We start from the raw sequence: 25163 nt of genomic DNA, 5'->3' as shown, positions 1-25163 counted from the left end.
CGGTTCCCCTGGCGCCATCGCTACTCCGATCCCCCAGACACCCCACGGATGCCGATGCTCCCGACCGCCCTGGCCCTCCATCCCGACACCGCCGTTCCCACCGCCCGCCTGCACGGCGTCGGCGGCGACTTCGTCATGGCGGTGTGGGAAACCGCCGCGCCGGGCCGGTCCGGCCGCATCGTTCCCTCGATCGACGGGGCGGAGGCTCCGCGCCCCTATACCCTTCTGACCGTCCCGACCGGCTGGGGCGGGGAGCGCACCATCGCCGTGCTCCGCTGCCCGGCCGGCGCCCGGACCGTCGACTTCCGGAACGAATCATCCCGCCCGGTAGCGACCGCCCATCCCGCCGACCGGACCGAATTCGACGCGGCACTGCTGATGAGCGGCCTGGACGGCGGCGCCCGCCTCCGCGTGGTCCGCCTGCTGCTGGATTTCTGCCGCAGCGCCTTCAGCCTGCAGAACGACGGGCGGTTCGCCCAGCTGTGCCGCCGGCTGATCCTGGAGCTGTCGCCCAACCCCGCGACCCTGACGGTCCGCTGCGCCCCGACCCGGCAGCTCGCCCTGTGCGACGGCGGCGTCTCGGCCGCCTTCGGGGAGATCGCCGCGACGGTCGTGATCACCCCGGGCGGCATGCGCCGGCTGGAGGTTCCGCCCGCCGTCGGCGCCGTGCCGGACAAGCGCGGCCGCCTGCCCCTCCACCTGGTGATGGACCGGGCGCTGTGCGGAGCCGGGACGCTGGTCGTCCTGCTCGGCCGCACCGGCCTCGCCTGCCGCACGGTCGCGGAGATTCCGGCCGAGCTTCCGACCCTGCTCGAATGGCTGGAACGGCTGAAGCCGTGCCCGCAACACTTGCGCGACCACGTCCTCCGCGCGCTGGCGCTCCGCGCCGCCGACGAACCCCAGGCCGCCGCCGCGGTGCGCGAGCTCCAGGTCCTGATGCCCCTGCCGCGTCGCCACGTGGCGGCGGCGGACCGGCATGTCGGCGGCGACATCGACGTCGCGGTATCGACCGGCGACGGCGGGCTGTTCCTGGCCGGCTGGCTGCACGATCCCCACGGCATGGTCGAGCAGCTCCGGATCACCTCGCCCTTCGGCGACCAGCGGACCCTCGCAGCATTGCCCCACCGCTTCCCGCGCGAGGATGTCGCGGCGATCTACAAGTCCGCCTCGCCCGCCGGCTTCGCCGCCTGGGTCCCCGGTGCGCCGGACCCGGCCCCGGCGCTCCAGTACCGCTGCGAGCTGCTGCTCCGCTCGGGCGGCCGGATCGAGATCGTGCCGCCGCCCCGCCCGCTGAACCCGGCCGACGTGCGCGCCGCCGTGCTGGGCAGCATGCCCCCGCCCTTCGTGACCCAGGCGGCGCTGGAGACCTGCATCGCCCCGGCCGTGGCGCCGATCCACGCCGCCATGACGGACGACGTTCCCGCCCCGGAGGTCTTCCGCTACGGCGCGCCGGTCGCCGATCCGGCGGTGTCGGTCGTGATCCCGCTCTACCGCAACCTGGAATTCCTGCGCTTCCAGATCGCCGCCTTCGCGATCGACCCGGCGATGGCGACCGGGGCCGAGATCGTCCTGGTCCTCGACAGCCCGGAGCAGCGCGACGAGTTGCGCCACTACCTGCACGGCCTGCACGGGCTCTACGCGCTGCCGCTGACCCTCGTGGTGAACGCCGCCAACCACGGTTATTCCACGTCCAACAACGCGGGCGCCGCGGTCGCGCGCGGCCGGCACCTGCTGTTCCTCAATTCCGACGTGATCCCCGACCGGCCCGGCTGGCTGCCAAAGCTCGTCGCCGCGCTGGAGGCGTCGCCGGACACCGGCGCCGTCGGCCCGAAGCTGCTGTTCGAGGATGAGTCGCTCCAGCATGCCGGGCTGTTCTTCGGCCGCGACTACCGCGGACGCTGGATCAACCAGCATTACCACAAGGGCATGCCGCGCGACTTCGCCCCGGCCTGCCTGCCCCGCGCGGTCCCCGGCGTGACCGGCGCCTGCCTGCTGATGCCGGCCGACGTCTTCCGCGAGGTCGGCGGCTTCACCACGGACTACATCATCGGCGACTACGAGGACTCGGACCTGTGCCTCAAGGTCCGGGCATCGGGCCGCGCGATCCGCTACGTGCCGGCGGTCGAGCTCTACCACCTGGAGCGCCAGTCGATCAGCCGCCATGCCGGCTACACCCGCGGCGTCGCCTCCGAATACAACGCCTGGCTCCATTCCGGCCGCTGGTCCGGCCTGATGGAAGACCTGATGGGCCGGGACTGGCCGGCCGACGAAACCTCCCGATCCCTTGGCCGATCCCATGGCCGCCCCCCGGCCCGCCGCCGCAACCGCAGCAGAAAGACTTCGGCAGCATGAGCACGCCACAACCCATCCTCCCGTCGTCCGTTCCCGCCCAGCCCACCCCCGTTCCGGCCAACCAGCGCGTGATCAAGCTGCTGGTCCGCCAGGACGCGCGGGACGCCCAGCGGATCGACTGGCTGTGCGAGCAGATCGTCCGCAACCGCTTCATGCCGGTTCCCCCGGCGGAGAACATCTTCGTCGGCGACGGGGATTTCCGCGCCATCGGGGCCGAGTTCCTGAAGCATTTCGTCAAGCTGGGCGACCTGCGCCCGACCGACCGCGTGCTGGAGATCGGCTGCGGCATCGGCCGCATGGCGCTGCCGCTGACCCAATACCTGACCGACGGCACCTATGACGGCATGGACGTGGTTCCGGGCGGCATCGACTGGTGCAACCGGACGATCTCGCCGGCCTACCCCGCCTTCCGGTTCCACCACATGGACGTGGCCAACGACCTGTACAATCCGCAGGGCCGGATCGAGCCGACCGCCGTCACTCTGCCGTTCCGCGACCAGGGCTTCGACTTCGTGCTGCTGACCTCCGTCCTGACCCATCTCCAGGCGGCCGAGGCCCTGGCCTACGCCTGGGAGATAAGCCGGCTGCTGCGTCCCGGCGGGCGCTGCTTCCTCAGCCTGTTCCTGATGAACGACGTCGCCCGCGAAGCCCTGCGCGGCGGCGACCGGCGGCTGGCCTTCGACCCGGACGCGGAAGGCCCGACCTGGCTGGCCGACCCGGCGGTCCCTTCGGCCGCGGTCGCCCACGGCGAGGCGTTCCTGCTCGACCTCTTCGCCTCGGTCGGGCTGAAGCCGGCCCGGCCGACCGTCTACGGCACTTGGTGCGGCCGGACCAACGCGGTCAGCTACCAGGATCTGCTGGTGCTGGAAAGGGCCGCCCTGCCATGACGTCGTCCCGGCCCGGCTCCGCCCCGCGCGTCCTGTTCGTCTGCCACAACCACCCGAGCTTCCATCCCGGCGGGACGGAGATCTTCGCCCACGACCTGTTCCGCCACATGAAGGACGTGGACGGGATCGAGGCGATGTTCCTCGCCTGCACCAACAAGGTCCACCGCGACCAGAAGCCGGGCACCAACTTCCAGACGGTCGGCCGCAGCTCGGACGAGCTGGTGCTGTGGGCCGGGCATTTCGACCGCTTCTACCAGAGCCAGATCGACCTGCACGGCATCGTCCCCGACCTCTCGACCCTGCTCCAGTCGTTCCGGCCCGACATCGTCCATATCCACCACACCCTGCTGCTGGGCGTGGAGATGCTGTTCCTGATCCGCCGGGTGCTGCCCCGCGCGAGGATCGTCTATACCCTCCACGACTACTATCCGATCTGCGCCAACGACGGCCAGATGGTCACGACCGATGGCCACCGGCTGTGCCCGGGCGCCTCCCCCGACGCCTGCCACCGCTGCTTCCCGGAGCGCACCCCGGACAAGTTCGTGCTCCGGGAGAAGCACCTCAAGGGCATGCTGTCGCTGGTCGACCGCTTCATCGCGCCCAGCCATTTCCTGCGCGACCGCTATGTCGCCTGGGGCCTTCCGGCCGACCGGATCGCCGTGCTGCGGAACGGCCGCCCGGCCGCCCCGGCCGAGGAGCGGGCGCCGGCCAGCGGACAATCCTCCGCGCGGCGCAACGTCTTCGGCTATTTCGGCAATCTCAGCCCCTACAAGGGCATCCGGGTGGCGCTCGACGCGGCGCGGATGCTGGCCGAAAAGGACGAGGACTTCGTCCTGCACGTCCATGGCGGCATGCCGTTCCAGTCCGACGCCTTCAAGGCGGAGATCGACGAGGCGGCGAAGTCCTGCGGCGGCCGGGTGATCCGCCACGGGGCCTACCGCCGGGACGAGATGGCGCGGCTGCTGAACGCGGTGGACTGGGTGATCACGCCGTCGATCTGGTGGGAGAACGCCCCCCTGGTGATCCAGGAGGCTTTCCAGCAGGGCCGCCCGGTGATCTGCAGCGACATCGGCGGCATGGCCGAGGCCGTCACCGACGACCATGACGGGCTGCATTTCCGGACCGGCGACGCGGCCGACCTGGCGCGCGCGATGCGCAGGGCGATGACCCTGCCGGGCCTGTGGCAGCGCCTCGCCTCCAACATTTCGCCGGTGCGGACGGTGGCCGAGAGCGCCGCCGAGCACCGCAGCCTCTATGCCGGCCTGACGACAGCCGCGACGTTGCGGAGTTCACGACGATGAAAGAGATCACCCCGAAGGCGGACATCCAGATCGCGGTCCTGGTGGACGAAAAGACCCTGTTGCTGTTCGGCTGGATAGACCGGGCGCTGCCGACCTCGGGAACCGCCAGCTTCTCCGAAGGCAGCGCCGCCGGCAGCTATGACGGGCACTTCTGGCACCGGGACGAGGTCTCGCAGTGGTTCGTGGCCCTGCTGCGGTTCGACAACATCGCGCGGATCCGGCCCCAGCGCCTCTCCATCACGGGGGCCGACCGGGGCACCCGTTACGCGATCCCGGCGATCCAGAACATCAAGATCAATCCTTGGACGCTGCTGTCCACCCTGAAGGAGGACATGCCGGAGGCGATGCCGGTGGTGTTCGACTTCCTGCACGCCAATTTCGGGGAGGCCGGGCCGTCGGAGCGGTTGACCCGGCTGATGCTGGCCTTCCTCCATGCGATGGCCCAGCCCGACGGCTTCGCCGAGATCTTCGGCTGCATGACCGGCCTGGGCGCGCTGGTGCAGGGGTGGTCGTTCAACCTCGCCGCCGGCGAGCGCGACCTGATCGTGGAGACCGACGGCTGCCTCACCTTCCCGAGCACGGTCGGCAGCTTCGAACGGTCCGACCTGCCGTCCACGGCGCGCGGCGTGCTGGGCGTCCTGCACGGTGCCGACGCCCTGGATCTGCCGGCGATCCGCCGGATCTACCACAAGGCGCCCAAGGGCTGGTGCTACCTGGACATCTTCGAGAACCGCACCCTCCTGAACGACCGGAGCGCGGTTCCGCACCTGCGCGCCATGCTGCCGACGCTGACCGGCGAACCGGCCGTCCTGCGCGCGCTGAAGCGCCTGTCCAACGCCCAGTACGAGGGGTTCGAGACGATCAGCCGGCTGGAACTGCCGGTCCGCGTCGGCCTGGACACCGCCGTCCGGGTTCCCGGCGCCGGCACCCTGGTGACGGGCTGGGTGCTCGACCCCGACCGCCATGTCTCCGCGATCACCCTGAAGGGTATCGGGCTGTCGGCCAGGATCGACCGGGACTGGTGCCGGACCAACCGCCGGGACGTCAGCGAGGGCTTCGCCGCCGACTCCCTGTTCGCCGGCAAGATCGTGCCCGGCCAGGATGCCCACGGCTTCCTCGCCTTCGTGCCGGAACCCGCCGCCTGCGCCGACCAGCCGGAACGCTATCTGGAACTGTCGCTGAGCGACGATTCCTGCGCCTTCGTGCCCGTGCCGACGTCCCGGGCCACGGCCCCGGCGCTCCGCCGCCTGCTGTCCGCCGTCAACCTGAACGATCCCGCCGCGGAGACCATCATCTCGCGGCACATCGGTCCGCTGGTCCAGGCCGCGGGCCGGGCGCCCGCCTCCTCGGAGATCACCGTCCCGGCCTACGCCATGGGTACCGCCGCGGAAGCTCCCCGGCTCTCGGTCGTCATCCCGGTCGCCGACGGGCGCGACGACATCGACGTCACCCTGGCGAAGCTGGCGGTGGACCGGGATTTCGACGGGACCGAGATCGTCATCGCGGCCGGGGCCGCCGCCCACGAGCGGCTGTCCCCGTCGCTGCGGCGCTTCGCCGACTTCTACGGCCTCTCGATCCGGCTGATCCCCTGCCCCCACGCCCACGACGCCTACCAGGCGATGGACGAGGGGGTCCGGCACGCCACATCCGACATGCTGCTGCTGCTCTCGCCCTCCGTGCTGCCGGCCGCCGCCGGCTGGCTATCGAAGCTGGAGCGGGCCTACAAGGCCTGCGGCAGGACCGGCATGCTCAGCCCGACGCTGCTCTACGAGGACTACTCGATCCGGTTCGCCGGCATCCAGCGGATCAGCGCCGACTCGGCGGTGTCGCAATATGCCGGCTATTCGCGCGACTGGCTGAAGGGCCGCGAGATCACCCAGGTGCAGGCCGCCTCGACCGACTGCGCCCTGCTCCCCCGCGCCGCCTTCCTGGAGGCCGGCGGATTCAGCCGGGACTTCGTGGGTTCCGACTACAAGGGCGTGGATTTCTGCCTGAAGCTCCGCGCGGGCGGCCATGCCTGCCTGTGGCTGCCGACGGTCGAGCTGATCGCCCTGGACGAGGGCCCGCGCGACCAGGCCCAGGAATACTGGCTCCAGACCGGCGGCCTCGTCGACCGCTGGGGATTCGAGCGCAAATGGCCCCGCCTCCACTCCACCCACTCGCTCGGGAGCGTTGACCGATGACCGTCACCGACAGCGTCAAGAGGGACAAGCGAGTCCTGATCATCAGCCACGGCCACCCGACCTTCTCGCTCGGCGGCGCCGAGGTGGCGTCCTACAACCTGTTCAACGGCATCCACGATCTGCCGGGCTGGGAGAGCTTCTACCTCGCCCGGGTCGGCCCGCCGGTCAACCGGCACAAGGACAGCGCCCTGATGAGCCTCCGCCAGAAGGAGCGCGAGATCCTCTACTACGCCAACGATTACGACCATTTCCGCTGCTCCAACCGGAACCTGCCCGGCCTGCGCCAGGACTTCGTCCGCTACGTGGTGGACCTCCAGCCCGACGTGATCAATTTCCACCATTTCCTGGGCCTGGGGGTGGAGACGATCTTCGCGATCAAGCAGGCGCTGCCGCGGGTCCCCGTCGTGGTGACCTTCCACGAATATCTGTCGATCTGCCACCACCATGGCCAGATGGTGAAGACCAGCCGCAATACCCTGTGCTACCGCTCCTCGCCCGCGGAATGCACCAACTGCTTCCCCCACATCCCGGAAAGCCAGTTCTTCAAGCGCGAGGCCTTCCTCAAGACCTTCCTGGAGATGGCGGACTTCTACGTCAGCCCGAGCGAGTTCCTGATCGACCGCTACGTCGACTGGGGCCTGCCGCGCGAGAAGTTCCGCATGATCGAGAACGGCCTGACGGTCGAGGACATCGTGCCGCCGCGTCCCCTGCCAAAGGGCGGCCGCCGCAACCGCTTCGGCTTCTTCGGCCAGGTGACCGAGTTCAAGGGCCTGCACGTGCTGGTCGAGGCGGTGTCGCGTGTTTCCGACAAGGACTGGGGCGACGACAGCGCGCTGATGATCTTCGGCGGCAACCTGGAACGCCAGCCCGAGGCCTTCCAGAAGAAGTTCAACGAATTGACGGAGAAGGCCGGCAACCGCGTCCGCTTCTACGGCAGCTACCGCTCGGCGGAACTGCCCAGCCTGATGAAGGACGTGGACTGGCTGATCATCCCGTCGATCTGGTGGGAGAACTCGCCGGTCGTGATCCAGGAAGCCTTCCTGCACGGCCGCCCGGTCATCGCCAGCAACATCGGCGGCATGGCCGAGAAGGTCACCGCCAACGTGGACGGCCTGCATTTCCGCAACGCCAGCGTGGAGGACCTGGTCGACCGCCTGACCGACGTGCTCCGCACCCCGGACCTGTGGGACCGGCTGCGCGCCCGGATCAAGCGGCCGATCGACCGGCAGGAATGCGCCCGCCGGCACACCGAGATCTTCAACGCCCTGCTCGGCGCCTCCGCCGCGCAGGACATCCCGGCGAAACCCGCCGCGGCTCAGGGCACCCAGGTGCTGGACCGCGCCGTGGCCCAGCCCCTCTAGATCTTACAAACCGCCGTTTTCGACCCGCCGCTCCCAACCTGTCAAAAAGTCACCAGGAGAAATCCCTTGGCCAAGATCCTCGTCATGATCCCGTCGGGCGAAGTCTATGATCACGACTGCGTCCGCTGGTATGAATACCAGCAGGTCCAGAAGCACATCGACCACTATCACAATATCGGCGACGCGTTCGTCTTCGACTCCTCGCTGAAGCTGCTGAACTACGACAAGCTCGACGTCCTGACGATCCGCAACGTCAAGCCGGGCGACGTCGAGCGCTACAACGCCGAATACGACTATGTCTTCCTGCGCGGCTCGAACTACATCCACAGCCACATGGACTGGGAGAACGCCGAGCAGGTCCTGCCCAAGCTGAAGATTCCGATCCTTGCCTTCGGCGTCGGCGCGCAGGCCCCGGTGGAAGGCAAGCTCCAGCTGTCCGACCAGAGCAAGCGGATCTGGAGCATCATCGCCGACAAGTCGGCGTCGCTCGGCGTGCGCGGCACCTACACCGCCGAGGTGCTGTGGGACCTGGGCATCAAGAACGTCCGGATCGTCGGCTGCCCGACCGCCTTCCGCAACAACGATCCCGACCTGCGCATCGACCTGCCGCCGCTCGACCAGGTGAAGAAGGTCGGGTTCACCATGCGCCGCGAGGTCTCGGCCGCCTACGCCCAGAACATCGAGACCTACCTGACCCGCCACCGCGACGTGGTCAAGGAGATGGCGCGCCGGTTCGACATCGTCATGATGATGCAGGGCGAGGTCGAGGAGAAGAAGCTGCTCTGGGGCACCGACGAGCAGAAGGCCCACGCCCTGGCCGAGCTGAAGAACAATGGCTGGATCGGCAAGTGGTTCCTCGACGCGGAGATGGAGGAGCTCTACAAGACCAAGCTCTGGTACTCGGACGTCGTCTCCGACTACGAGGACCTGGTGCGGTCGAAGGACCTCGTGCTGGGCTACCGCCTGCACGGCAACCTGATGGCGCTCGCCAACCGCACGCCGTCGATCTATTTCAGCTATGACAGCCGCACCGTGGAGTTCGCCGAGACCTTCGCGATCCCCTGCTACGACGTGTTCTCGCAGAAACCCTTCGTGCTGGAGGACTACTGGGACCAGGCCCGGTTCGAACGCTTCAACCGCACCTACTACCAGCGCTTCCGCGACATGCGAGCCTTCCTCGACGAGAACTTCATCGACCACAAGATGCACCACGGCGTCGCCCGCCCCCGCCGGCTCCAGGTGGCGTAAACCGCATGGCTGTCCGGGCCGATGATTGCCGATCGACAGGGGAGGCTTCCCCCGGCAGCGCCCCCTTCGCATCGTCATGACCGGATCAAGCCCGCGCATGACGAAGAAAGGGCGCTACGTAGGTCGGCTAGAGCGAAGCGGCGGCCGACACCCGGGCGTCTGCTTGTCGGGTGCCGCTTCGCTCTACCCGACCTACAGGCTTCAAACGGTGCCACGAGGCACCGGTTCGCAGTACGGGAATTCCGAATGTCCGCAGTGCTACAAACACTTGCCCCGCAGCCGGCCGACATCGACGGCCGGATCGACGCGATCAAGGGCGGCCGGCTCTATGGCTGGGCCTGGGACCGCGCCCGGCCGGCCGACCACCTGGAGGTGGAGATCCGGGTCGGCGACCATCTGGTCGCCAAGGTGTTCGCCAACCAGCCGCGCGACGACCTTAAGGCCAACGGCGTCGGGGACGGCTGCCACGCCTTCGAAACGGTGCTCGACCTTGCCGAAGGCGAGATGCCGACCGCGCTTGCCCGCTCCCCCGTCACCGGCGAGACCGTCCCGCTGCGCCTGCCGTCCGACGTGGAATCGGTGACCGAAAGCGTCCTCGGCCCCACCCTGCTCCGCATGTCCGCCCTGATGGACGCGACGCAGCGCAACCAGCAGACGGTCCTGCGCGGCCTTCGCGAACTGCTCAAGCAGGGGCAGGCCGCCCCCGGGGCGGACCAGCGCCTCGACGCGCTGGCGGCGGCGCAGGAGGCGCTTCAGCAGCAGGTCGGCGGGATCGAGGTATTCCTGCTGCGAATCGACGAAAGCCTGCACGAACTCAACAACAGCCTGAAGCAGCGCCCCGCCTCATCCCCGAACAAAGGGGTATGGATCGCCCTGGGCCTGCTGGCCGCCTGCACCCTCGCGCTGGGCGCGGCAGTCGTTCTCATGAGGATCTGACCACTTTTACGTTGCCAGAGCTCCACCCATGGCACGCCAAAGGGATATTGCATTTTACCTAACCAAATAGGAGTATGCTATTACCCTATTTGGTTAGGTTTGTGCAACTCGATACTATGGTGTGCGATGACTGGAACCGCCGGCGGACCGAACGCCGATAAGAGGGTCTCCCCCAACGGCCTGACCTTCCTCTACAATCGGGAAGCGCAGAAGGGTGTCAGCAACAAGCCCCATTGGCCGGGCGGCAGCAGCGGCGTCACGCTCGGGCCGGGCTATGACCTGGGTCACCGGACCGCGGCGCAGATCATCGCGGACCTGACGAACATCGGCGTCTCCGCCGACGCGGCGCAGACCCTGTCCCTGGCGGCGGGCAAGACCGGCGATAGCGCCAAGGCCTTCGTCCAGGCCAATTCCGGCGCCGTGACCCTGACCCAGGCGCAGGAGGAGGCGCTGCTCAACATCGCCCTTCCGCCCTACGAGAAGGACGTGAAGACCTACGTCAAGGTCGCGGTGAACCAGAACCAGTTCGACGCGATGGTGTCGCTCGACTACAATATCGGCGGCGGCAACTTCAAGAACAGCTCGGTCGTCGCCAACATCAACAAGGGCGACTTCGCCGCCGCCGCCGAGAGCTTCAAGCTCTGGAACAAGTCGGGCGGACAGGTGGTCCAGGGCCTCGTCAACCGGCGCAACCTCGAAGTGGAACTGTTCAACACGCCCGTGTAAGGTCCCGGTCACTGCATGGATGCGTGACGGGAGCCTTCGGCGATGATCATCGGGAACGCGGCAAGAGCGTGGACGGCCATGGCCGCCGCGTTCCTGCTGGCGGGTTGCGCGGCCGACGCCGCCCCCTCGGGCTCCGGCCAGGTACCGCCGGCTCTCGCCGGCACCTGGTCGGCATCGTCGGCCAAGGTCAATACGGCGGGGGTGACCGCTTATCTGCCGGACGATCCCGCCCTGCTGGCCCTGCGCCTCCACGTCACCGGCGACAGCCTCGCCATGGATGGCCACACCTGCGAGTCGCCGCGGATCACCACCGAGACCCTGCCACTGCGGACCCTGATCGAGGAAACCTACGACGCCTCGCCCGACGCCATGGGCGTCGCGTCCCCCGACGTTCCGCACCCGACCCACTTCATCACCTGCGGAAGCGGCGACATCGGCCCCTCCTACGACCGGGGCTCCTGGATCTCCCGCCTGTCGCCCGATCTCATCGCGATGAACTGGTTCGACGGCGTCCTGCTGTTCCTGAAACGCTGATCGCCCCGCGACAGGCTGAATTCGGCCTCCTCAGTCGTCCGTCTCCATGATGTTGGCCGTTTTCAGGGCGTCGGTGATCCTGACGCCCTTGCGCAGGATGGTATCGACCATGCGCCCCTGGACCAGATGGATGCCGTGTTTCTGGGCGAACAGCAGGCCGGTCACGCTGCTGCACCGGCCCAGGATGAAGCGGCAGTTCTCCTGGCTGCGGATCTTCGCGCCGAATCTTTCCAGCGCGGCCTCGCTCATGTCCAGAAGATCGTTGTTCCAGAACATCTTGGCATAGTCGCAGGCCATGTATTCCAGGTCCATGTGCTCGACCCACATCGGGGTGATGCCGTCGATGCAGATCGAATAGCCGCGGTTGTTCGCGAACTCGACGACCTCCTTGTAGGTCTCGATATTCTCGACCAGATCGGCCTTGTTGATCTCCAGCACGATGTTCCCGCGCAACTCCATGGTCAGCCGTTCATCGAACTTCACGAACGCCGACGACATGATCGTGCTGAGATTGAGGTTCAGCCCGATCTTGTGGCCTCGGATGAAGTCGACGCCATGGTTGAGCGACTTCAGGACCGCATGGTCCAGGCTGGACGTGAAGTAATTGAACAGCCACCGGTTGGCCGTCAGGTCGAACTCCGGGCTGAGGCGATCCTCCAGGGACTTCACGGCGATATAGATCTCGAAATACTCGCGCCGATTATCCTCCTCTGCCTGGATATCGACGATCGGCTGGTTGAGCATGAAGGGCGACAGGTCGAAGTTTCCGATCTGGCGCTCGATCTTGGCCAGTTCCTCCAGGCTGATCGGCTCCTTGGTGGCGGCCTTGGCGGCGTCCCCGCCGCCGCCGTCCTTGTCCAGACCCTCGATGAACCGGATGACGTTCACGAAGTTGAGCGACAGCTCCATGATCGAGTAGAGCGAATTCTCGCGGTAGGCGTTCGGCCCCGTCATCTTCGTCCGGGACAGCATCAGCTTTTCGATCTTCTGGCAGGCCTCCGTGATCGTCGAGAACTTGATGCCCTTGTACAGGATCAGCACATCGTCGTTGGACAGGGTGAACAGCTGCAGATAAGCCGAGTTGTCGGCGATCGCCTGGACCGCCCGCTTGATCTCGTGGATGTCGCCGTAATTCTTGTCCTGAAGGATCGACAGATGGAGATGGATCAGGCGAAGACCCTGCAGTTCGCGCTTCGCGGACTGCAGCAGCTTGAGCAGGCGTTCGTCGTCGTATTGCGGCTTCTCCGGAACCGCCGCAGCCTTCTCCCCCGGCTTGACGCGCACCCAGTCGCGAGGCGGGCGATCCTGCCTCGGGCGATTCATCATGGCCACATCACTCCGGCTGAACCGTTGAGCGCGCTCATCTGTCTTCCCGTACCGATCCGCCACCGCACGGCAAGACGTTATCATCCGGAGAAGCAACAAATCGTTAATTTAAGCCAATTCCCAAGTGGCGAAATGAACCCGCTTCCCCGCGCCGCCACCCCGCGACTGCGGATTTATTGCCTCCGCCCTATTGTTCCTGACTGCCATACCAGCCAAACTGGCGGTCACGAAAGCGGGCCACAAGAACGGGCCACAAGAACGGAGCGAGGGGAGAACCATGACCTCAGAGACATCCGCGAAGAACGCCTCGGGCAGACTGCGCAGCCAAGCCTGGTTCGACGACCCGTCGAACCCCGACATGACCGCCCTCTACATCGAGCGCTACCTGAATTACGGGCTTACCCGGCAGGAGATCCAGTCCGGCCGCCCGATCATCGGCATCGCCCAGACCGGCAGCGACCTGGCGCCCTGCAACCGCCACCACCTCGAGCTGGCGTCCCGCGTCAAGGACGGCATCCGCGAAGCCGGCGGCATCCCGCTGGAATTTCCGGTCCACCCGATCCAGGAAACCGGCAAGCGGCCGACCGCGGCGCTCGACCGGACCCTGTCCTATCTCGGCTTGGTCGAGGTGCTGTACGGCTATCCGCTCGACGGCGTCGTGCTGACCACCGGCTGCGACAAGACCACGCCCGCCATGCTGGCGGGTGCCGCGACCGTCAACATCCCGGCCATCGTCCTGTCGGGCGGCCCGATGCTGGACGGCCACTACAAGGGCAAGCTCGCCGGCTCCGGCACCATCGTGTGGGAGGCGCGCCGCATGCTCGCCGCCGACAAGATCGGCTATGACGAGTTCATGGACATGGTCAGCTCGTCGGCGCCCAGCGTCGGCCACTGCAACACCATGGGCACCGCCCTGTCGATGAACTCCATCGCCGAGGCCCTGGGCATGTCCCTGCCCGGCTGCGCCGCCATCCCCGGCCCCTACCGCGAGCGCGGCCAGATCGCCTACCTGACCGGCAAGCGCATCGTGGACATGGTCCGCGAGGACCTGACCCCGCGCAAGGTGATGACCCGCGAGGCGTTCGAGAACGCCATCGTGGTCGCCTCGGCGATCGGCGCCTCGACCAACACCCCGCCGCACCTGATCTCGATCGCCCGCCATGTCGGCGTGGACCTGACGCTGGAAGACTGGCAGAAGTTCGGGCACGATGTCCCGTTGCTGGTCAACTGCCAGCCGGCCGGCTTCTACCTGGGCGAGGCGTTCCACCGGGCCGGCGGCGTCCCGGCGGTCATGAAGGAACTGATCAAGGCCGGCCGCATCCACACCGGCGCGCCGACCGTCACCGGCAAGTCGATGGGCGAGAACGTCGAGCGGGCGCCCGATCCGGACGACGACGTGATCCGCCCCTACGACAAGCCGCTGATGGAAGAGGCCGGCATGCTCGTCATGGGCGGCAACCTGTTCGACTCGGCGGTGATGAAGACCAGCGTCATCAGCCCCGAGTTCCGCAAGCAGTACCTGTCCAACCCCGACGATCCCGACGCCTTCGTGGGCCGGGCGATCGTGTTCGACGGGCCGGAGGAATACCACTCGCGGATCAACGACCCGTCGCTCGACATCGACGAGAACTGCATCCTGTTCATCCGCGGCTGCGGCACCGTCGGCTATCCCGGCTCCGCCGAGGTGGTGAACATGCAGCCGCCCGACCACCTGATCAAGCGGGGCATCGTCTCCCTGCCGACGATCGGCGACGGACGCCAGAGCGGCACCTCGGCCAGCCCGTCGATCCTGAACGCCTCGCCCGAGGCGGCGGTCGGCGGCGGCCTGGCCCTGCTGAAGACCGGCGACAAGGTGCGGGTGGACCTGCGCAAGCGCCGCGTCGACCTGCTCGCCTCCGACGAGGAGATCGCGGCCCGCCGCGCCGCGCTGAAGCTGCCGGAGCTGAAGCACCAGACACCGTGGCAGGAACTCTACCGCGGCTTGGTCGGCCAGCTCTCGGACGGCGGATGCCTGGAGATGGCGGTCAAGTACCAGGATGTCGTCCACACCAGCGGCATGCCGCGCCACTCGCACTGAGGGTCAGCCGAGCACACGGAAGCAGCAGAAGCGCTGGCGGGAGACCGCCGGCGCTTCCCTTTTTGTAAACTGCCGCAGGTCGGCTTCCGCAGTCTGTTCGGGAGAGGTTCGAGGCACGCCAGGATCGAAAATTTTCGAAAGGCTCCATTTCTGGCCTTGGCAGCCTGTCGCTGCTTGGCATTCCTGATTCGTCGTCCGCAGCCTCGCGCATGAGTTGGCAGAGGCTATCTCACAGCGTCAACGCATGTGGTCCAACGCACTCACTCCCGAAATGCATGATGGAAGCTTTCGTACAGGGGTTCGAGCAGATAGTCCAACGCGGTCCTCGCCTTCAGCGGGACGACAAGCTCGACCGGCATACCGGTTACCAGCCTGATTTCCGGGGTGCTGGCGGTGTCCAGTTCGTTGACTTCGACGATCACCGTATAGTACGGCGTTCCCGATCGCTCTTCGATCAACCGATCGGCGGAGACCTGTCTAATCGTGCCTCGAATGGCCGGAATATTACGCTGTCTGAAGCCGACTAGGCGGACCTGAACCTGTTGGTCCAATCGGATATCGTCGATATCTCGTGGATCGATATGGGCTTCGACAACCAGTTCGCGGCGTTCGGGCACGATGTCCAGGATCGGCTCGCCCGGCCGGATCACGCCCCCTTCAGTAAAGATCCGCAATCCGACGACATCGCCGGCGGTGGGCGCCTTAAGCGCGGCCCGGGCCAGGGCCGCTTGCGCTGCCATCAGGCGCGGCTCCAAAACGAACAGGGTATCGGAGTTGTCGCGCATCAAATTGAACACCTCCGCCATCCGATCACGCTTCAATTGCACGATCTGCAATTCCGCCTCAGTGATCGCTTCCTGCACACGCGCGATGTTCGATGAATGCTCCGACCGCTCTCCTTCCAGACTGGCCGCAGCCCGTTCGAGCGCCCGGACTTTTGTCTTCGGCGCCAGTCCCTTGGAGTATAGTTCCTGTGTACCGGCCAATTCCTCCCTTATCAGGCGCAATTGATCGTTGCGCGACCGGGCCTGCCCCTCATGGCCGCGGATCTGCTCACCCAGTTGGGCGATGCGCTGCCGGAGAATGCTGATCTCGTTGAGAAACGCTTCGCGCCGGCTTCGATGCAAGCTTTCCTGCCCCCGCAGCAGCGCGTCAATCACCGGGTCGGTTGCACGTTTGGCGGTCAGGATCGGATCAAACCGGATTTCCGCAAAATCGTCCCGCTCGGCGATCAGACGACCTTCCAGGGCACTCAGGGTATTGTATTGGCGTGTCAGGATTTCGACATTGGCCTTCAACTCGGTGTCGTCCAACCTGATCAGGACCTGATCCGCTTCGACCCTGTCGCCCTCCTTGACTTCCAGGGACTTGACCGTTCCACCTTCACGATGTTGCAAGGTTAGCCGGTTGTCCTGGACCTTGATCAAACCTTGGGCGATCACCGCCCCGTCGATCTGGAGCATTGACACCCAGCCACCCAGACCGCCGAAGAAGAGCAGAATGGAGAAGAGTCCTATGATCATCGGCCGACCGATGCCGTCGTCGACGCGGGCTGAACAGGGACCGGTCGCCGTGCCGGACATGGCCGTTTCGGTCATGGACTGTTCCTCTCATGCCTGTTCCACGGGCCGGCGGGTCTCGGACCATTTCGACGGCTCGACAATAGTCGGTGATTGAGCTTGGGCCGGGCGGCCCGGTGGCGGGAAGATTCGTGCCAGGATCTCGCCGCGAGGCCCGTCCATCTCGACCGTGCCATCGCGCAAACCGATGATTCGATCGACCGCAACCAGGATGCTGGGCCGATGGGTGATGACAATCACTGTGGCCGCATCGGCCTTCAACTGGCTAACGGCACGAGTCAGCGCCTGCTCCCCCTCGATATCCAGATTGGAATTGGGCTCATCCAATACGACCAGCCGGGGATTGCCGAACAGTGCACGGGCAAGGCCGATGCGCTGGCGCTGGCCCGCCGACAGGATTGCACCGCCTTCCCCAATTTCGGTATCGTACCCGTCGGGCAAGCGAAGGATCAGATCGTGGATGCCAGCCCTGTTGGCGGCTTGAACCACGGCGTCGGCCCGTGTCTCCTGGAATCGGGCGATGTTGTCCGACACTGTCCCTGAGAACAGTTCCACATCCTGGGGCAGGTAGCCGATATGCCGCCCGAGTTGTTCGCGATCCCATTGGGACACATCGGCATCGTCCAACCGGACGACACCGGCACTGGGACGCCACACACCGACCATGAGCCGGGCCAGCGTAGATTTGCCGGCGGCGCTGGGACCGATTATGCCAACTGCCTCACCCCGTCCAATGGAGAGATCGATACCCTTGATGACCGCCCGATCAGCACTCTGCGGGGCAAAGATCAGACGGGTGAGCGACAGGGCACCTTCCGGGTCGGGAAGCTGCATACGCTCCGGATTGGGGGGAACTGCACGAAGGAGATCGCCGAGCCGGCCATAAGCCTCCCGCACCCCGACAAATTGACGCCACGCACCGATCATCTGCTCGACCGGAGCCATTGCCCGGCCAAATAGAATGCTGGCGGCAAACATGGCACCCGGCGAAATCTGCCGCTCGATGGCAAGCCAAGCTCCCAAGCCCAGCATCAGGGATTGGAGGAATAGCCGAAGCAGTTTGATCAGGCTGGAATAAAAAGAATTGCGATCATAGGCGACAATCTGCAAGCCGAGAGCCATGGCGCGGTTCTGCCGCCAGCGTCGCATCAGCCCACGCTGCATACCCATCGCCTGGATGACTTCCCCATTGCGGAGCGTAGCCTCGGCCGCAGCATGGTTGCGGATCGACTGCTCGTTTCCGAGCAGCAGCGCGACGCGCGTGGCATATTCGTTGGCTGCGGCGAGACAGACGATCACGACCGTCCCTGCCAGCGCGAATAGCCCCATCCAGGAATGGATCAAGGTCAGAACCAGCAGGTAGATCGGCATCCATGGTGCGTCGAACAGCGCATGGGTTCCTTGACTGGACACGAATTGCCGGAGCGTTTCCAGATCTCGCAATGCTTGGGCTCTTGGGGGGGTCCGGCGGGACAAGCCAAGATCGATCAGGGATGACAGCACCCGAGCCGCGAGGCGCTGGTCGAGCCGGACGCCGGCGCGCGTCAGTGCCTGTGCCCGCACGTCGTCCAGCACTGCGAGCGTGGCTAGCGCGATGAACAAGGCCAGGATCAGATAAAACAGTGTCGCTTCGCTGCCGCTGTTCAGAACGCGATCATAGACCTGCATCATGAACAGCGGCGGAGCCAGATAAAGCAGATTGATGCCGGCACTGAACAGGGCCGCCAGGGCGAAATGGAGACGACATGCCTTGAGTGCCCGGCCAAGTTCGGTGGCCTTCATGAATTGCTTCAAAGCCTCACCACCTGTTGCTCATCGGTCATCAACTCAGCCAGGTATCCGAATTATGCTGCTGCGACAGGGCATCGAATGCAAACAGGGTATTGGTTGCCGATCCGCCTGGCAGGCGCCCTTCGGCCCGGCCGCTCGTGATGTAGTGCAGGGCCGCCGCCCGTTCGTCGGTGCCGAACGCCGCGGCCAGATCCCCGTAGGCGGCCAGATAGGCGAGCCCGTCGAAGCCATCGGCGGTGCGCCCTTCGGCCCGGCCGCTCGTGATGTAGTGCAGGGCCGCCGCCCGTTCATCGGTGCCGAACGCCGCGGCCAGATCCCCGTAGGTGGCCAGGTAGTCGAGCCCGTCAAAGCCATCGGCGGTGCGCCCTTCGGACCGTCCGCTCCCGATGTAATGCAGGGCCGCCGCCCGTTCGTCGGTGCCGAACGCCGCGGCCAGATCCCCGTAGGTGGCCAGATAGTCTAGCCCGCTGAAAGCGTCCTGAGCACGTCCCTCGAAACGGCCCGAAGCAACATAGTGGCGGGCAGCAGCCACCTCATCAGTGCCGAATGCAGCCGCCAGATCGCCGTAGCTGGCAAGGTACTCGATACTGCTGAAGCCTGATGGCGTGACAACGATGAAAAACGTCGAAGTCGTTGCCGAACCATGGCTGTCCGTCGCCGTGACCCTGATATCGTAGACACCCAGTTCGGCCGCATCTGGAGACCCGAAGAACAAACGGGAGTTGGCGTCGAAAGTCAGCCAGGAAGGAAGAGCGTTGCCATCGCTCAGCCTCGCATCAATCTCCAGGCGGTCGCCAACGTCGGCGTCTTGGAAGGCAGATTGCTGTACGCCGAAGGAAATTGCCTGCTCCGCCAAGAACACATGGTCGGGCAGCGTTGTGTTGACGGTCGGGGTTTGATTGAGGTTGTCGAACTCGTATGAAACATCGGCGAACCGAAGCGTTTCGATCTGATAAAGCGTATCTGTGCCATCACCGCCGCCGGCGCGGTTGTCGCGCACGGTGGCAAAGCCGTTCCCAGCCGTGATCGTATAGTCGCCGAAAGCGCCAGCAAAAATTGCAACATCCCGGCCAGCGCCGCCATAAAGCGTATCGTCACCGTCCCCGCCCGTCAGCATATCGCTGCCATGGCCGCCGCTCAGAAGGTTGGCACCAGAATTGCCGATCAGCGTGTCGTTGCCATCACCTCCATAGGCGTTCTCGATCTCTGTTCTGGCGGCGATCGTCAGGGCAGTACCTGCCAGAATGCTGTTGGTGCCCGCAGTCAGGTTGATCGTCGAATTGCCGCTGACGGCCGCGGCATTGATCGTATCGGTACCGCCTCGATCAACCAGCGTCCGGCGTTCCGATTCCGCGAGTGTGGCATACGCGTTGGTATAGACATAGTTGTTGTCATTGGTAGCGGCGTCTCCGTACAGCCGCAGGCTCCATTCAACCAGCCTGCCGGTGGTGCCGGCCGAATGGTCGACCACATTCAGACGCCAAGTTCCGATGCTGGTCTCGCCCCGGTGATGGCTGGACGACAAGGTGAAGCGGATATCGTCATTGCTGCTGCCCGATGGCGTAGTCGATGTCACGCCGGGCCGATCAACGAGAATCGACCTTGTCCCGTCGGGCGAGATCAGGGTGACGGTCAGATCGCCGATGTTGCCGTGCCGAATGTCGGCCACCACTTCCACCCAATCCAACTCGATCGGATCGATGATGGTCAGCTCGCTCGTGATGCCAGTCCTGTTGTTGTCGGGGATCGTTGAGTTCGGTTCCGTACGAGCGGTGACCTCAATCTCATTGGCGGCCGTGCCTTGAAGCGTCCAGGTCTCAGCCAGACGGACTGCCGCAGTCGCGTCGACCAGACCGAATCCGTAGTCATGACTGACCCGGAAACCGCCGCCGTTCCAGGTGTTTGCCCCGTTGGTCGTCCAGTCCGGCGATGCGGCATCGATCGGTCGGGCGGAAAGTGCCAGGATTTCCTGGACATCACGGTAGCCCAGGTTCGGGTTTGCTTCCAGCATCAGGGCAACGACACCGCTGACGATCGGGGTTGCCGCCGAAGTTCCGTTGAAGCGCGATGTGTAATCGGTGACATCGTAACCGTAGCTGCCGATACGATCGGTCGTCACGATGCTGCCGGGAACGCCTGATCCGGGGGATGCCACCAGGATGGAGGCCCCCGGTGTGCTGTAGAAACTGTAAGTGCCGTCGTCCTCGATGGCCGCGACGGTGATGATCTCTCGTGCGTTCTGGAAACCGTGGTAGTTGGTGTTCTGGCCTTCCAAGCGGCTGTTGCCCGCAGCGAACAGAATAATCGTGCCTAGCCCGCCGCGCCCGTTTTCTATGGCGCCGCGGATCGCCGTGTTGGTCGCGGTGAAGGTGCTGCCGTCGAGATCGTCGAAGAAATAGCCCCCGAAGCCCCAACTGTTGTTTGAGACGTCGACTTGCGATTGACGGACGAAGTTGGACGTGATCTGCCCCAGTGTTCCGTTCGATCCAAAGCCCATGCGGAAGCCGACGATGGTTGCATCATAGGCGACGCCGACCACGCCGATCCCGTTGAAGCGTTCCGCCCCGACTAGACCGGCAACGGCGACGCCGTGGCGATCGTCGTAAGCGCCGGCATCGGCATCGTCATCGTTATCGCGGGCGTCGTAATCGGTCCGCGTATCGGTGTTGCCGTCAAGATCGGGATGGGTCGATTGAACACCATCGTCAATGATGCCGACCCGGACGCCATGACCGGAGTAATCCTGCCAAGCCGTAAAAGCCCGAACATCGATCCCGGCCGTCCCGCCGCTCTGCCCAGTGTTGTTGAGATGCCATTGATTGGCCAGCAACGGATCGGATGTTGTTGCGTCCAGAAGCCGAGCACGAACCTGATAAGTGCCGGTTCCAGTTTCCAACTGGGATTCCGCCGACAGATAATAGGTTCCCCCCACTGCCGCGATGAAAGTCAGGCGGGCATCGCTGCTGGTTCCACCGTTGCCATCCTCGCCGACCAGCAACCCTTGGGGGTTGAACAATTTAAGCCCCGGGTCGGCCAGTGTGCCGTTGCCGGTATCGGCCCCACGAACCTCAAGCACATAGGACATACCGGCCTGCAGCGTGACAGCAAACCAGTCCTTGTCGCCGTTCCGGTTGATCGTGCCGGCAGCGGTTCCGCCAATAGCCACCCGCCCGGATGTGGAGCTGTCCGCGGCGAAATCGTCCGTCGGCGTGCCGTCGTTCTGAACTGTGGCGGCCGAGACACGATAATCACCAGTGCGCTGAGAGGTCGCCGCAATGCTGTTGACCGCTAAATAAAACTGCCCGCTGGTTATCGGGGTGTAAGTGATCGCGGCATTGAGGCCCGGACCGCCATCGTCATCGCTGGTCACGATGCTCCCCGAAGAGTCCAGCAATCTCAAAAACGGATCGGCAAGCGGACGGTTGTTAACGGGATCTCCATCGGCGGAAAAACTGTAAGTTGATCCTAACTCTAACGTGACGACGAATACATCCACATCGGAGGTCGTCTCCACCTCTCCGGACCGGTTCCCCCCAATATCTACGGTTTGCGGCGTCCAGTTCGGGTTGTCATGCGTATTCGGGTGGTCGTCGCCCCCATTGGTCCCGAGTTCCGCAACCGACACCTGGTAAGTGCCGGACAGGCTGGACCGCGCGCCCGACGCCGATAGGAAGTAATCTCCCGATGTTCCGGGGGTGAACTGGAGGGTGGGATCCGGGCTGAAGCGGCTATCGGTGGTGCTGTTATCCACCTGATACAGGAGGATGCCGGCCGCATCGTACAGGTGCAGGTAAGGATCGGTCAGGGTGCCGAGCCCGGATACTTGGCCACCGACCCCCAAGCTGTAAGAAGTCCCGGCTGTCAACGATACCCTGAACCAATCGGCATCCCCGCCGTACTCCAGCGTGCCGGCTGTGGACCCGCCGATGGAGACTGCACCGGTGGTCGCAGTCGAAGCGGCATAATCATCGGTGACCGTTGCCTGTTCGATTAGATCGATCGTGTAATCGCCGGTGTCGTGCGATACACCGGCTGCCGCGATGTAGTAGGTCCCGGTCGAAGTTGGTTGCAAAGTGATCTGAGCGCCATTGCCGGTAGTGTCCTGCGCCCAGGCGATCAGCGTGGATGTGGCGTCAAAGACGGACACACGGACATCCCGCAGGGTGTCGTCCTGTCCGCTGCTTCCCCGCATCGGGATGACGTATGTGTTGCCGGACGTTAGTGTCGCGGCGAACCAGTCTTCGTCACCATTGAAATCGACAGTTCCGGAAATGCTTCCGCCGACGGTGATTTGCCCGGTGGTCCCTGGATCACCCGCGAAGTCATCTGCAATCGTGGATGCCAGCACCGTATAGCTGCCTGTACCAGCGAAGGCCTCGGCGGCAAGGTAGTAGGTTCCCGCCGTCGTGGCGGTAAAGACGATCTGTGCGTTCTGCCCGGTGCCACCATCGTCATCGCTCGCCAGCACCGCGCCGCCCGCATCGCGCAGCCGGAGCAAGGGGTCGCTGAGAGTACCGCGTTGTGTCGCCGATCCCTCGAGATCGAATTGGTAAACCGTATCTGCCTGCAACGATAAGGCGAACCAATCGCTGTCACCAGAAAATTGCACCGAGCCGGTCACCGACCCACCTACTGCGACCTGCCCTGTCGTGCTGGTGTTGGCAGCATAATCGTCCTCAGCCGAGGAATCCGCAACCACCAGGGTATAGGTGCCGGTCTGAGAACTCGAAAATGCCTCGGCCGACAAGAAATAGGTACCCGACTGGACGGCAACATGGTTGATCTGGGCATTGAGGCCGATGCCGCTGTCATCGTCCGAAGCGATGAGCGTGCCGTCCCCATCCCGCAGTTCCAACCAAGGATCGGAAAGAGTGCCATCGCTCGTGATGGAGCCATTCAGGGACATGACATATCGGGTTCCGGCGATCAGTGAAATCCGGAACCAGTCGGTGTCATTAGCAAAAGAGATGTTCCCGGCTATGCTTTCCCCTGCCGAAATCCGGCCCGTGGTAGAAGAGTCACCGGCGTAATCGTCGACTTGGCTGCTCAACAGCAGTTGGTACGCACCAGTCCCGTGGCTCCCGTAGTAGTTGGAACTTGACGCGGCCGAAACATAGTAGCGGTCCGTGCTGGATGCCGTGAAGGAGAGCGTCGCATCGGAGCCCCAGTTGTATCGGTCGGATAGCAGAAGGGTTCCGGAACTGTCAAAAACGCGCATCCAAGGATCGGAGAGCGTCGTCCCGGCCAGTGACAACGAGTATTCAGTGCCCGCGACAGCATCCAGAGCGAGCCAGTCCTCATCGCCAGCCGTCTCGATGGCGCCATTGAGTGACTGGCCGACCGCGATCAGGCCGGTGGTGGAACTGTCGGCGCGGAAATCGTCGCCCAGGACCGACACCGTATAGCCGCCTGTGTAATTGGACCAGGTCGACTGGTAGCTGTGCGCGGCCGAGATGTAGTAGGTGCCTGTGGCTGCCGCGGTATAGGCGAGGCTTGCGGCGCTTCCCCAGTTATAGCGGTCGGATGCCAGTTCGCTGCCGTTGGCGTCGTAGAGCCGCAGCCACGGATCGCTCAGCGTGGTGCCGGTGATGCCGATGCCGTAGCGCTCGCCCGCGGTGAGGGTGACTGCGAACCAATCGGCATCGCCGTTGCGCTCGATAATGCCGGTCGTCGAGCCGCCGACATTCACCCGTCCGGTGGTCTGGCCGGTCGCGGCATAGTCGTCGGCAGCCGCACCGCCGGCGACCGAGAGCGTGTAGGTCCCGGTGTAGTTCGACCACGCGGATGAATAGGTGTGGGCAGCAGAGACGTAAAAGGTCCCGCTCTGGGCCGCGGTATAGGTCAGGCTGGCCGAGCCGCCCCAGTTGTAAAGATCCGAGGCCAGGAGGGTGCCGGCGGCATCGTAGAGGCGCAGGGCGGGATCGGACAGGGTTCCGCCGCCAAGGCTGAAGTCGTAGGCATATCCCGCGGTGAGGGTGACCGCGAACCAGTCGTCGTCGGCATTGGTCTCGATCGTGCCGGTCGTCGAGCCGCTGACACTCACCTGGCCGGTGGTGGAACTGTCGGCGCGGAAATCGTCGCCCAGGACCGACACCGTATAGCCGCCTGTGTAATTGGACCAGGTCGACTGGTAGCTGTGCGCGGCCGAGATGTAGTAGGTGCCTGTGGCTGCCGCGGTATAGGCGAGGCTTGCGGCGCTTCCCCAGTTATAGCGGTCGGATGCCAGTTCGCTGCCGCTGGCGTCGTAGAGCCGCAGCCACGGATCGCTCAGCGTGGTGCCGGTGATGCCGATGCCGTAGCGCTCGCCCGCGGTGAGGGTGACTGCGAACCAATCGTCGTCGGAACTGGTCTCGATCGCACCCGTCGTGGAGCCGCCGACACTCACCCGCCCGGCGGTGCCGCTGTTGCTACCATAGTCATCCGCTATGGCCCTGGCGCTTAAAGTATAAGTTCCAGTTGAGTAGGTTGAGAATGAACGAACATCGAGATAATAAGTCCCTGGTGCTCCAGCTCGGTACGTAATACTGGAATTTAAGCCGATACCGCTGTCATCATCGCTCGCCAACAGTATGCCTCCGCTATCGCGCAGACGAAGAACCGGGTCGCTCAACGTCCCGGCAGAGGTCGCCATCCCTTCCAAGTCAACATTATAGACAACAGCTGACTGAAGCAGGACAGCAAACCAATCGGTGTCGCCGTAAGCTTCAATGGTCCCCGTTGTTGATCCGCCAACCGGCACGTATCCGACGGTTATAGTTCCGCCTGCGTAATCATCGTTGGGCATCAGTGGCTTCCTGCTTCAGACACGGCCGGAAGCTACCACTTTTGGATTAATCCCACAAGAAACCGCCTCGACGCGAA

General features: G+C 65.0%; 14 protein-coding genes. 10 read left to right on the top strand and 4 right to left on the bottom strand.

The genetic code is table 11. The features are described from left to right. Positions 1 to 54: 54 nt before the first annotated feature. The 9 genes from JL100_RS06585 to JL100_RS06545 all read left to right on the top strand — a co-directional run bounded on the left by JL100_RS06585 (position 55) and on the right by JL100_RS06545 (position 11528). Positions 55 to 2352 (top strand): glycosyltransferase, encoded by a 2298-nt coding sequence (locus JL100_RS06585; RefSeq protein WP_202679938.1) that lies wholly within the window; start codon positions 55 to 57, stop codon positions 2350 to 2352. Further along, positions 2349 to 3239: a class I SAM-dependent methyltransferase gene (locus tag JL100_RS06580; protein WP_202679937.1), complete on the top strand. Its 891-nt coding sequence runs from the start codon at positions 2349 to 2351 to the stop codon at positions 3237 to 3239. The genes JL100_RS06585 and JL100_RS06580 overlap by 4 nt, the downstream gene beginning before the upstream one ends. After that, complete coding sequence (locus tag JL100_RS06575) at positions 3236 to 4540, top strand: glycosyltransferase family 4 protein (RefSeq protein ID WP_202679936.1); 1305 nt, start codon at positions 3236 to 3238, stop codon at positions 4538 to 4540. Before JL100_RS06580 ends, JL100_RS06575 begins: the two co-directional genes overlap by 4 nt. Beyond that, a complete protein-coding gene (locus JL100_RS06570) occupies positions 4537 to 6723 on the top strand; it encodes a glycosyltransferase family 2 protein (RefSeq protein ID WP_202679935.1) in 2187 nt (728 codons plus the stop codon). Before JL100_RS06575 ends, JL100_RS06570 begins: the two co-directional genes overlap by 4 nt. Then, on the top strand, positions 6720 to 8084 hold the full coding sequence (locus tag JL100_RS06565) for a glycosyltransferase family 4 protein (protein ID WP_202679934.1): 1365 nt from the start codon (positions 6720 to 6722) through the stop codon (positions 8082 to 8084). The genes JL100_RS06570 and JL100_RS06565 overlap by 4 nt, the downstream gene beginning before the upstream one ends. Before the next feature lie 66 nt (positions 8085 to 8150). Beyond that, a complete protein-coding gene (locus JL100_RS06560) occupies positions 8151 to 9332 on the top strand; it encodes a polysaccharide pyruvyl transferase family protein (protein ID WP_158044353.1) in 1182 nt (393 codons plus the stop codon). A 246-nt stretch (positions 9333 to 9578) separates the two neighbouring features. Further along, the gene (locus JL100_RS06555; RefSeq protein WP_202679933.1) at positions 9579 to 10268 is read left to right on the top strand and encodes a hypothetical protein; all 690 of its coding nucleotides are present in this window, start codon (positions 9579 to 9581) and stop codon (positions 10266 to 10268) included. Between the two features lie 126 nt (positions 10269 to 10394). Beyond that, positions 10395 to 10994, top strand: a complete 600-nt coding sequence (locus tag JL100_RS06550; RefSeq protein ID WP_202679932.1) for a pesticin C-terminus-like muramidase — start codon at positions 10395 to 10397, stop codon at positions 10992 to 10994. 42 nt (positions 10995 to 11036) lie between these two features. Then, on the top strand, positions 11037 to 11528 hold the full coding sequence (locus tag JL100_RS06545; protein ID WP_202679931.1) for a hypothetical protein: 492 nt from the start codon (positions 11037 to 11039) through the stop codon (positions 11526 to 11528). Between the two features lie 30 nt (positions 11529 to 11558). Here the strand turns inward: JL100_RS06545 and JL100_RS06540 are convergent, their stop codons facing one another. Further along, positions 11559 to 12854 carry an EAL domain-containing protein gene (locus JL100_RS06540; RefSeq protein WP_228421103.1) on the bottom strand — a complete coding sequence of 432 codons (1296 nt, stop codon included), beginning with the start codon at positions 12852 to 12854 and terminating at the stop codon, positions 11559 to 11561. Between the two features lie 277 nt (positions 12855 to 13131). On the opposite strand from JL100_RS06540, the gene JL100_RS06535 reads away from it, so the two are divergent. Further along, entirely contained in the window at positions 13132 to 14931 is a 1800-nt protein-coding gene (locus JL100_RS06535) for an IlvD/Edd family dehydratase (RefSeq protein ID WP_202679930.1), read from the top strand. Positions 14932 to 15191: 260 nt separating this feature from the next. Here JL100_RS06535 and JL100_RS06530 read toward each other — a convergent pair whose 3' ends face one another. Genes JL100_RS06530 through JL100_RS06520 form a run of 3 tightly spaced genes read right to left on the bottom strand, consistent with a single transcriptional unit; the run spans position 15192 to position 25086 of the window. Next, on the bottom strand, positions 15192 to 16529 hold the full coding sequence (locus JL100_RS06530; RefSeq protein ID WP_202679929.1) for an HlyD family type I secretion periplasmic adaptor subunit: 1338 nt from the start codon (positions 16527 to 16529) through the stop codon (positions 15192 to 15194). Between the two features lie 12 nt (positions 16530 to 16541). Next, entirely contained in the window at positions 16542 to 18293 is a 1752-nt protein-coding gene (locus JL100_RS06525; protein WP_202679928.1) for a type I secretion system permease/ATPase, read from the bottom strand. A 40-nt stretch (positions 18294 to 18333) separates the two neighbouring features. Further along, complete coding sequence (locus JL100_RS06520) at positions 18334 to 25086, bottom strand: pre-peptidase C-terminal domain-containing protein (RefSeq protein WP_202679927.1); 6753 nt, start codon at positions 25084 to 25086, stop codon at positions 18334 to 18336. Positions 25087 to 25163: the final 77 nt, after the last annotated feature.

The sequence above is a fragment of the Skermanella mucosa genome, from assembly GCF_016765655.2.
GTDB classification, from domain to species: Bacteria; Pseudomonadota; Alphaproteobacteria; order Azospirillales; family Azospirillaceae; genus Skermanella; species Skermanella mucosa.
Note: the sequence above shows the minus strand (reverse complement) of the source record. Positions and strands in the feature narration are given on the sequence as shown.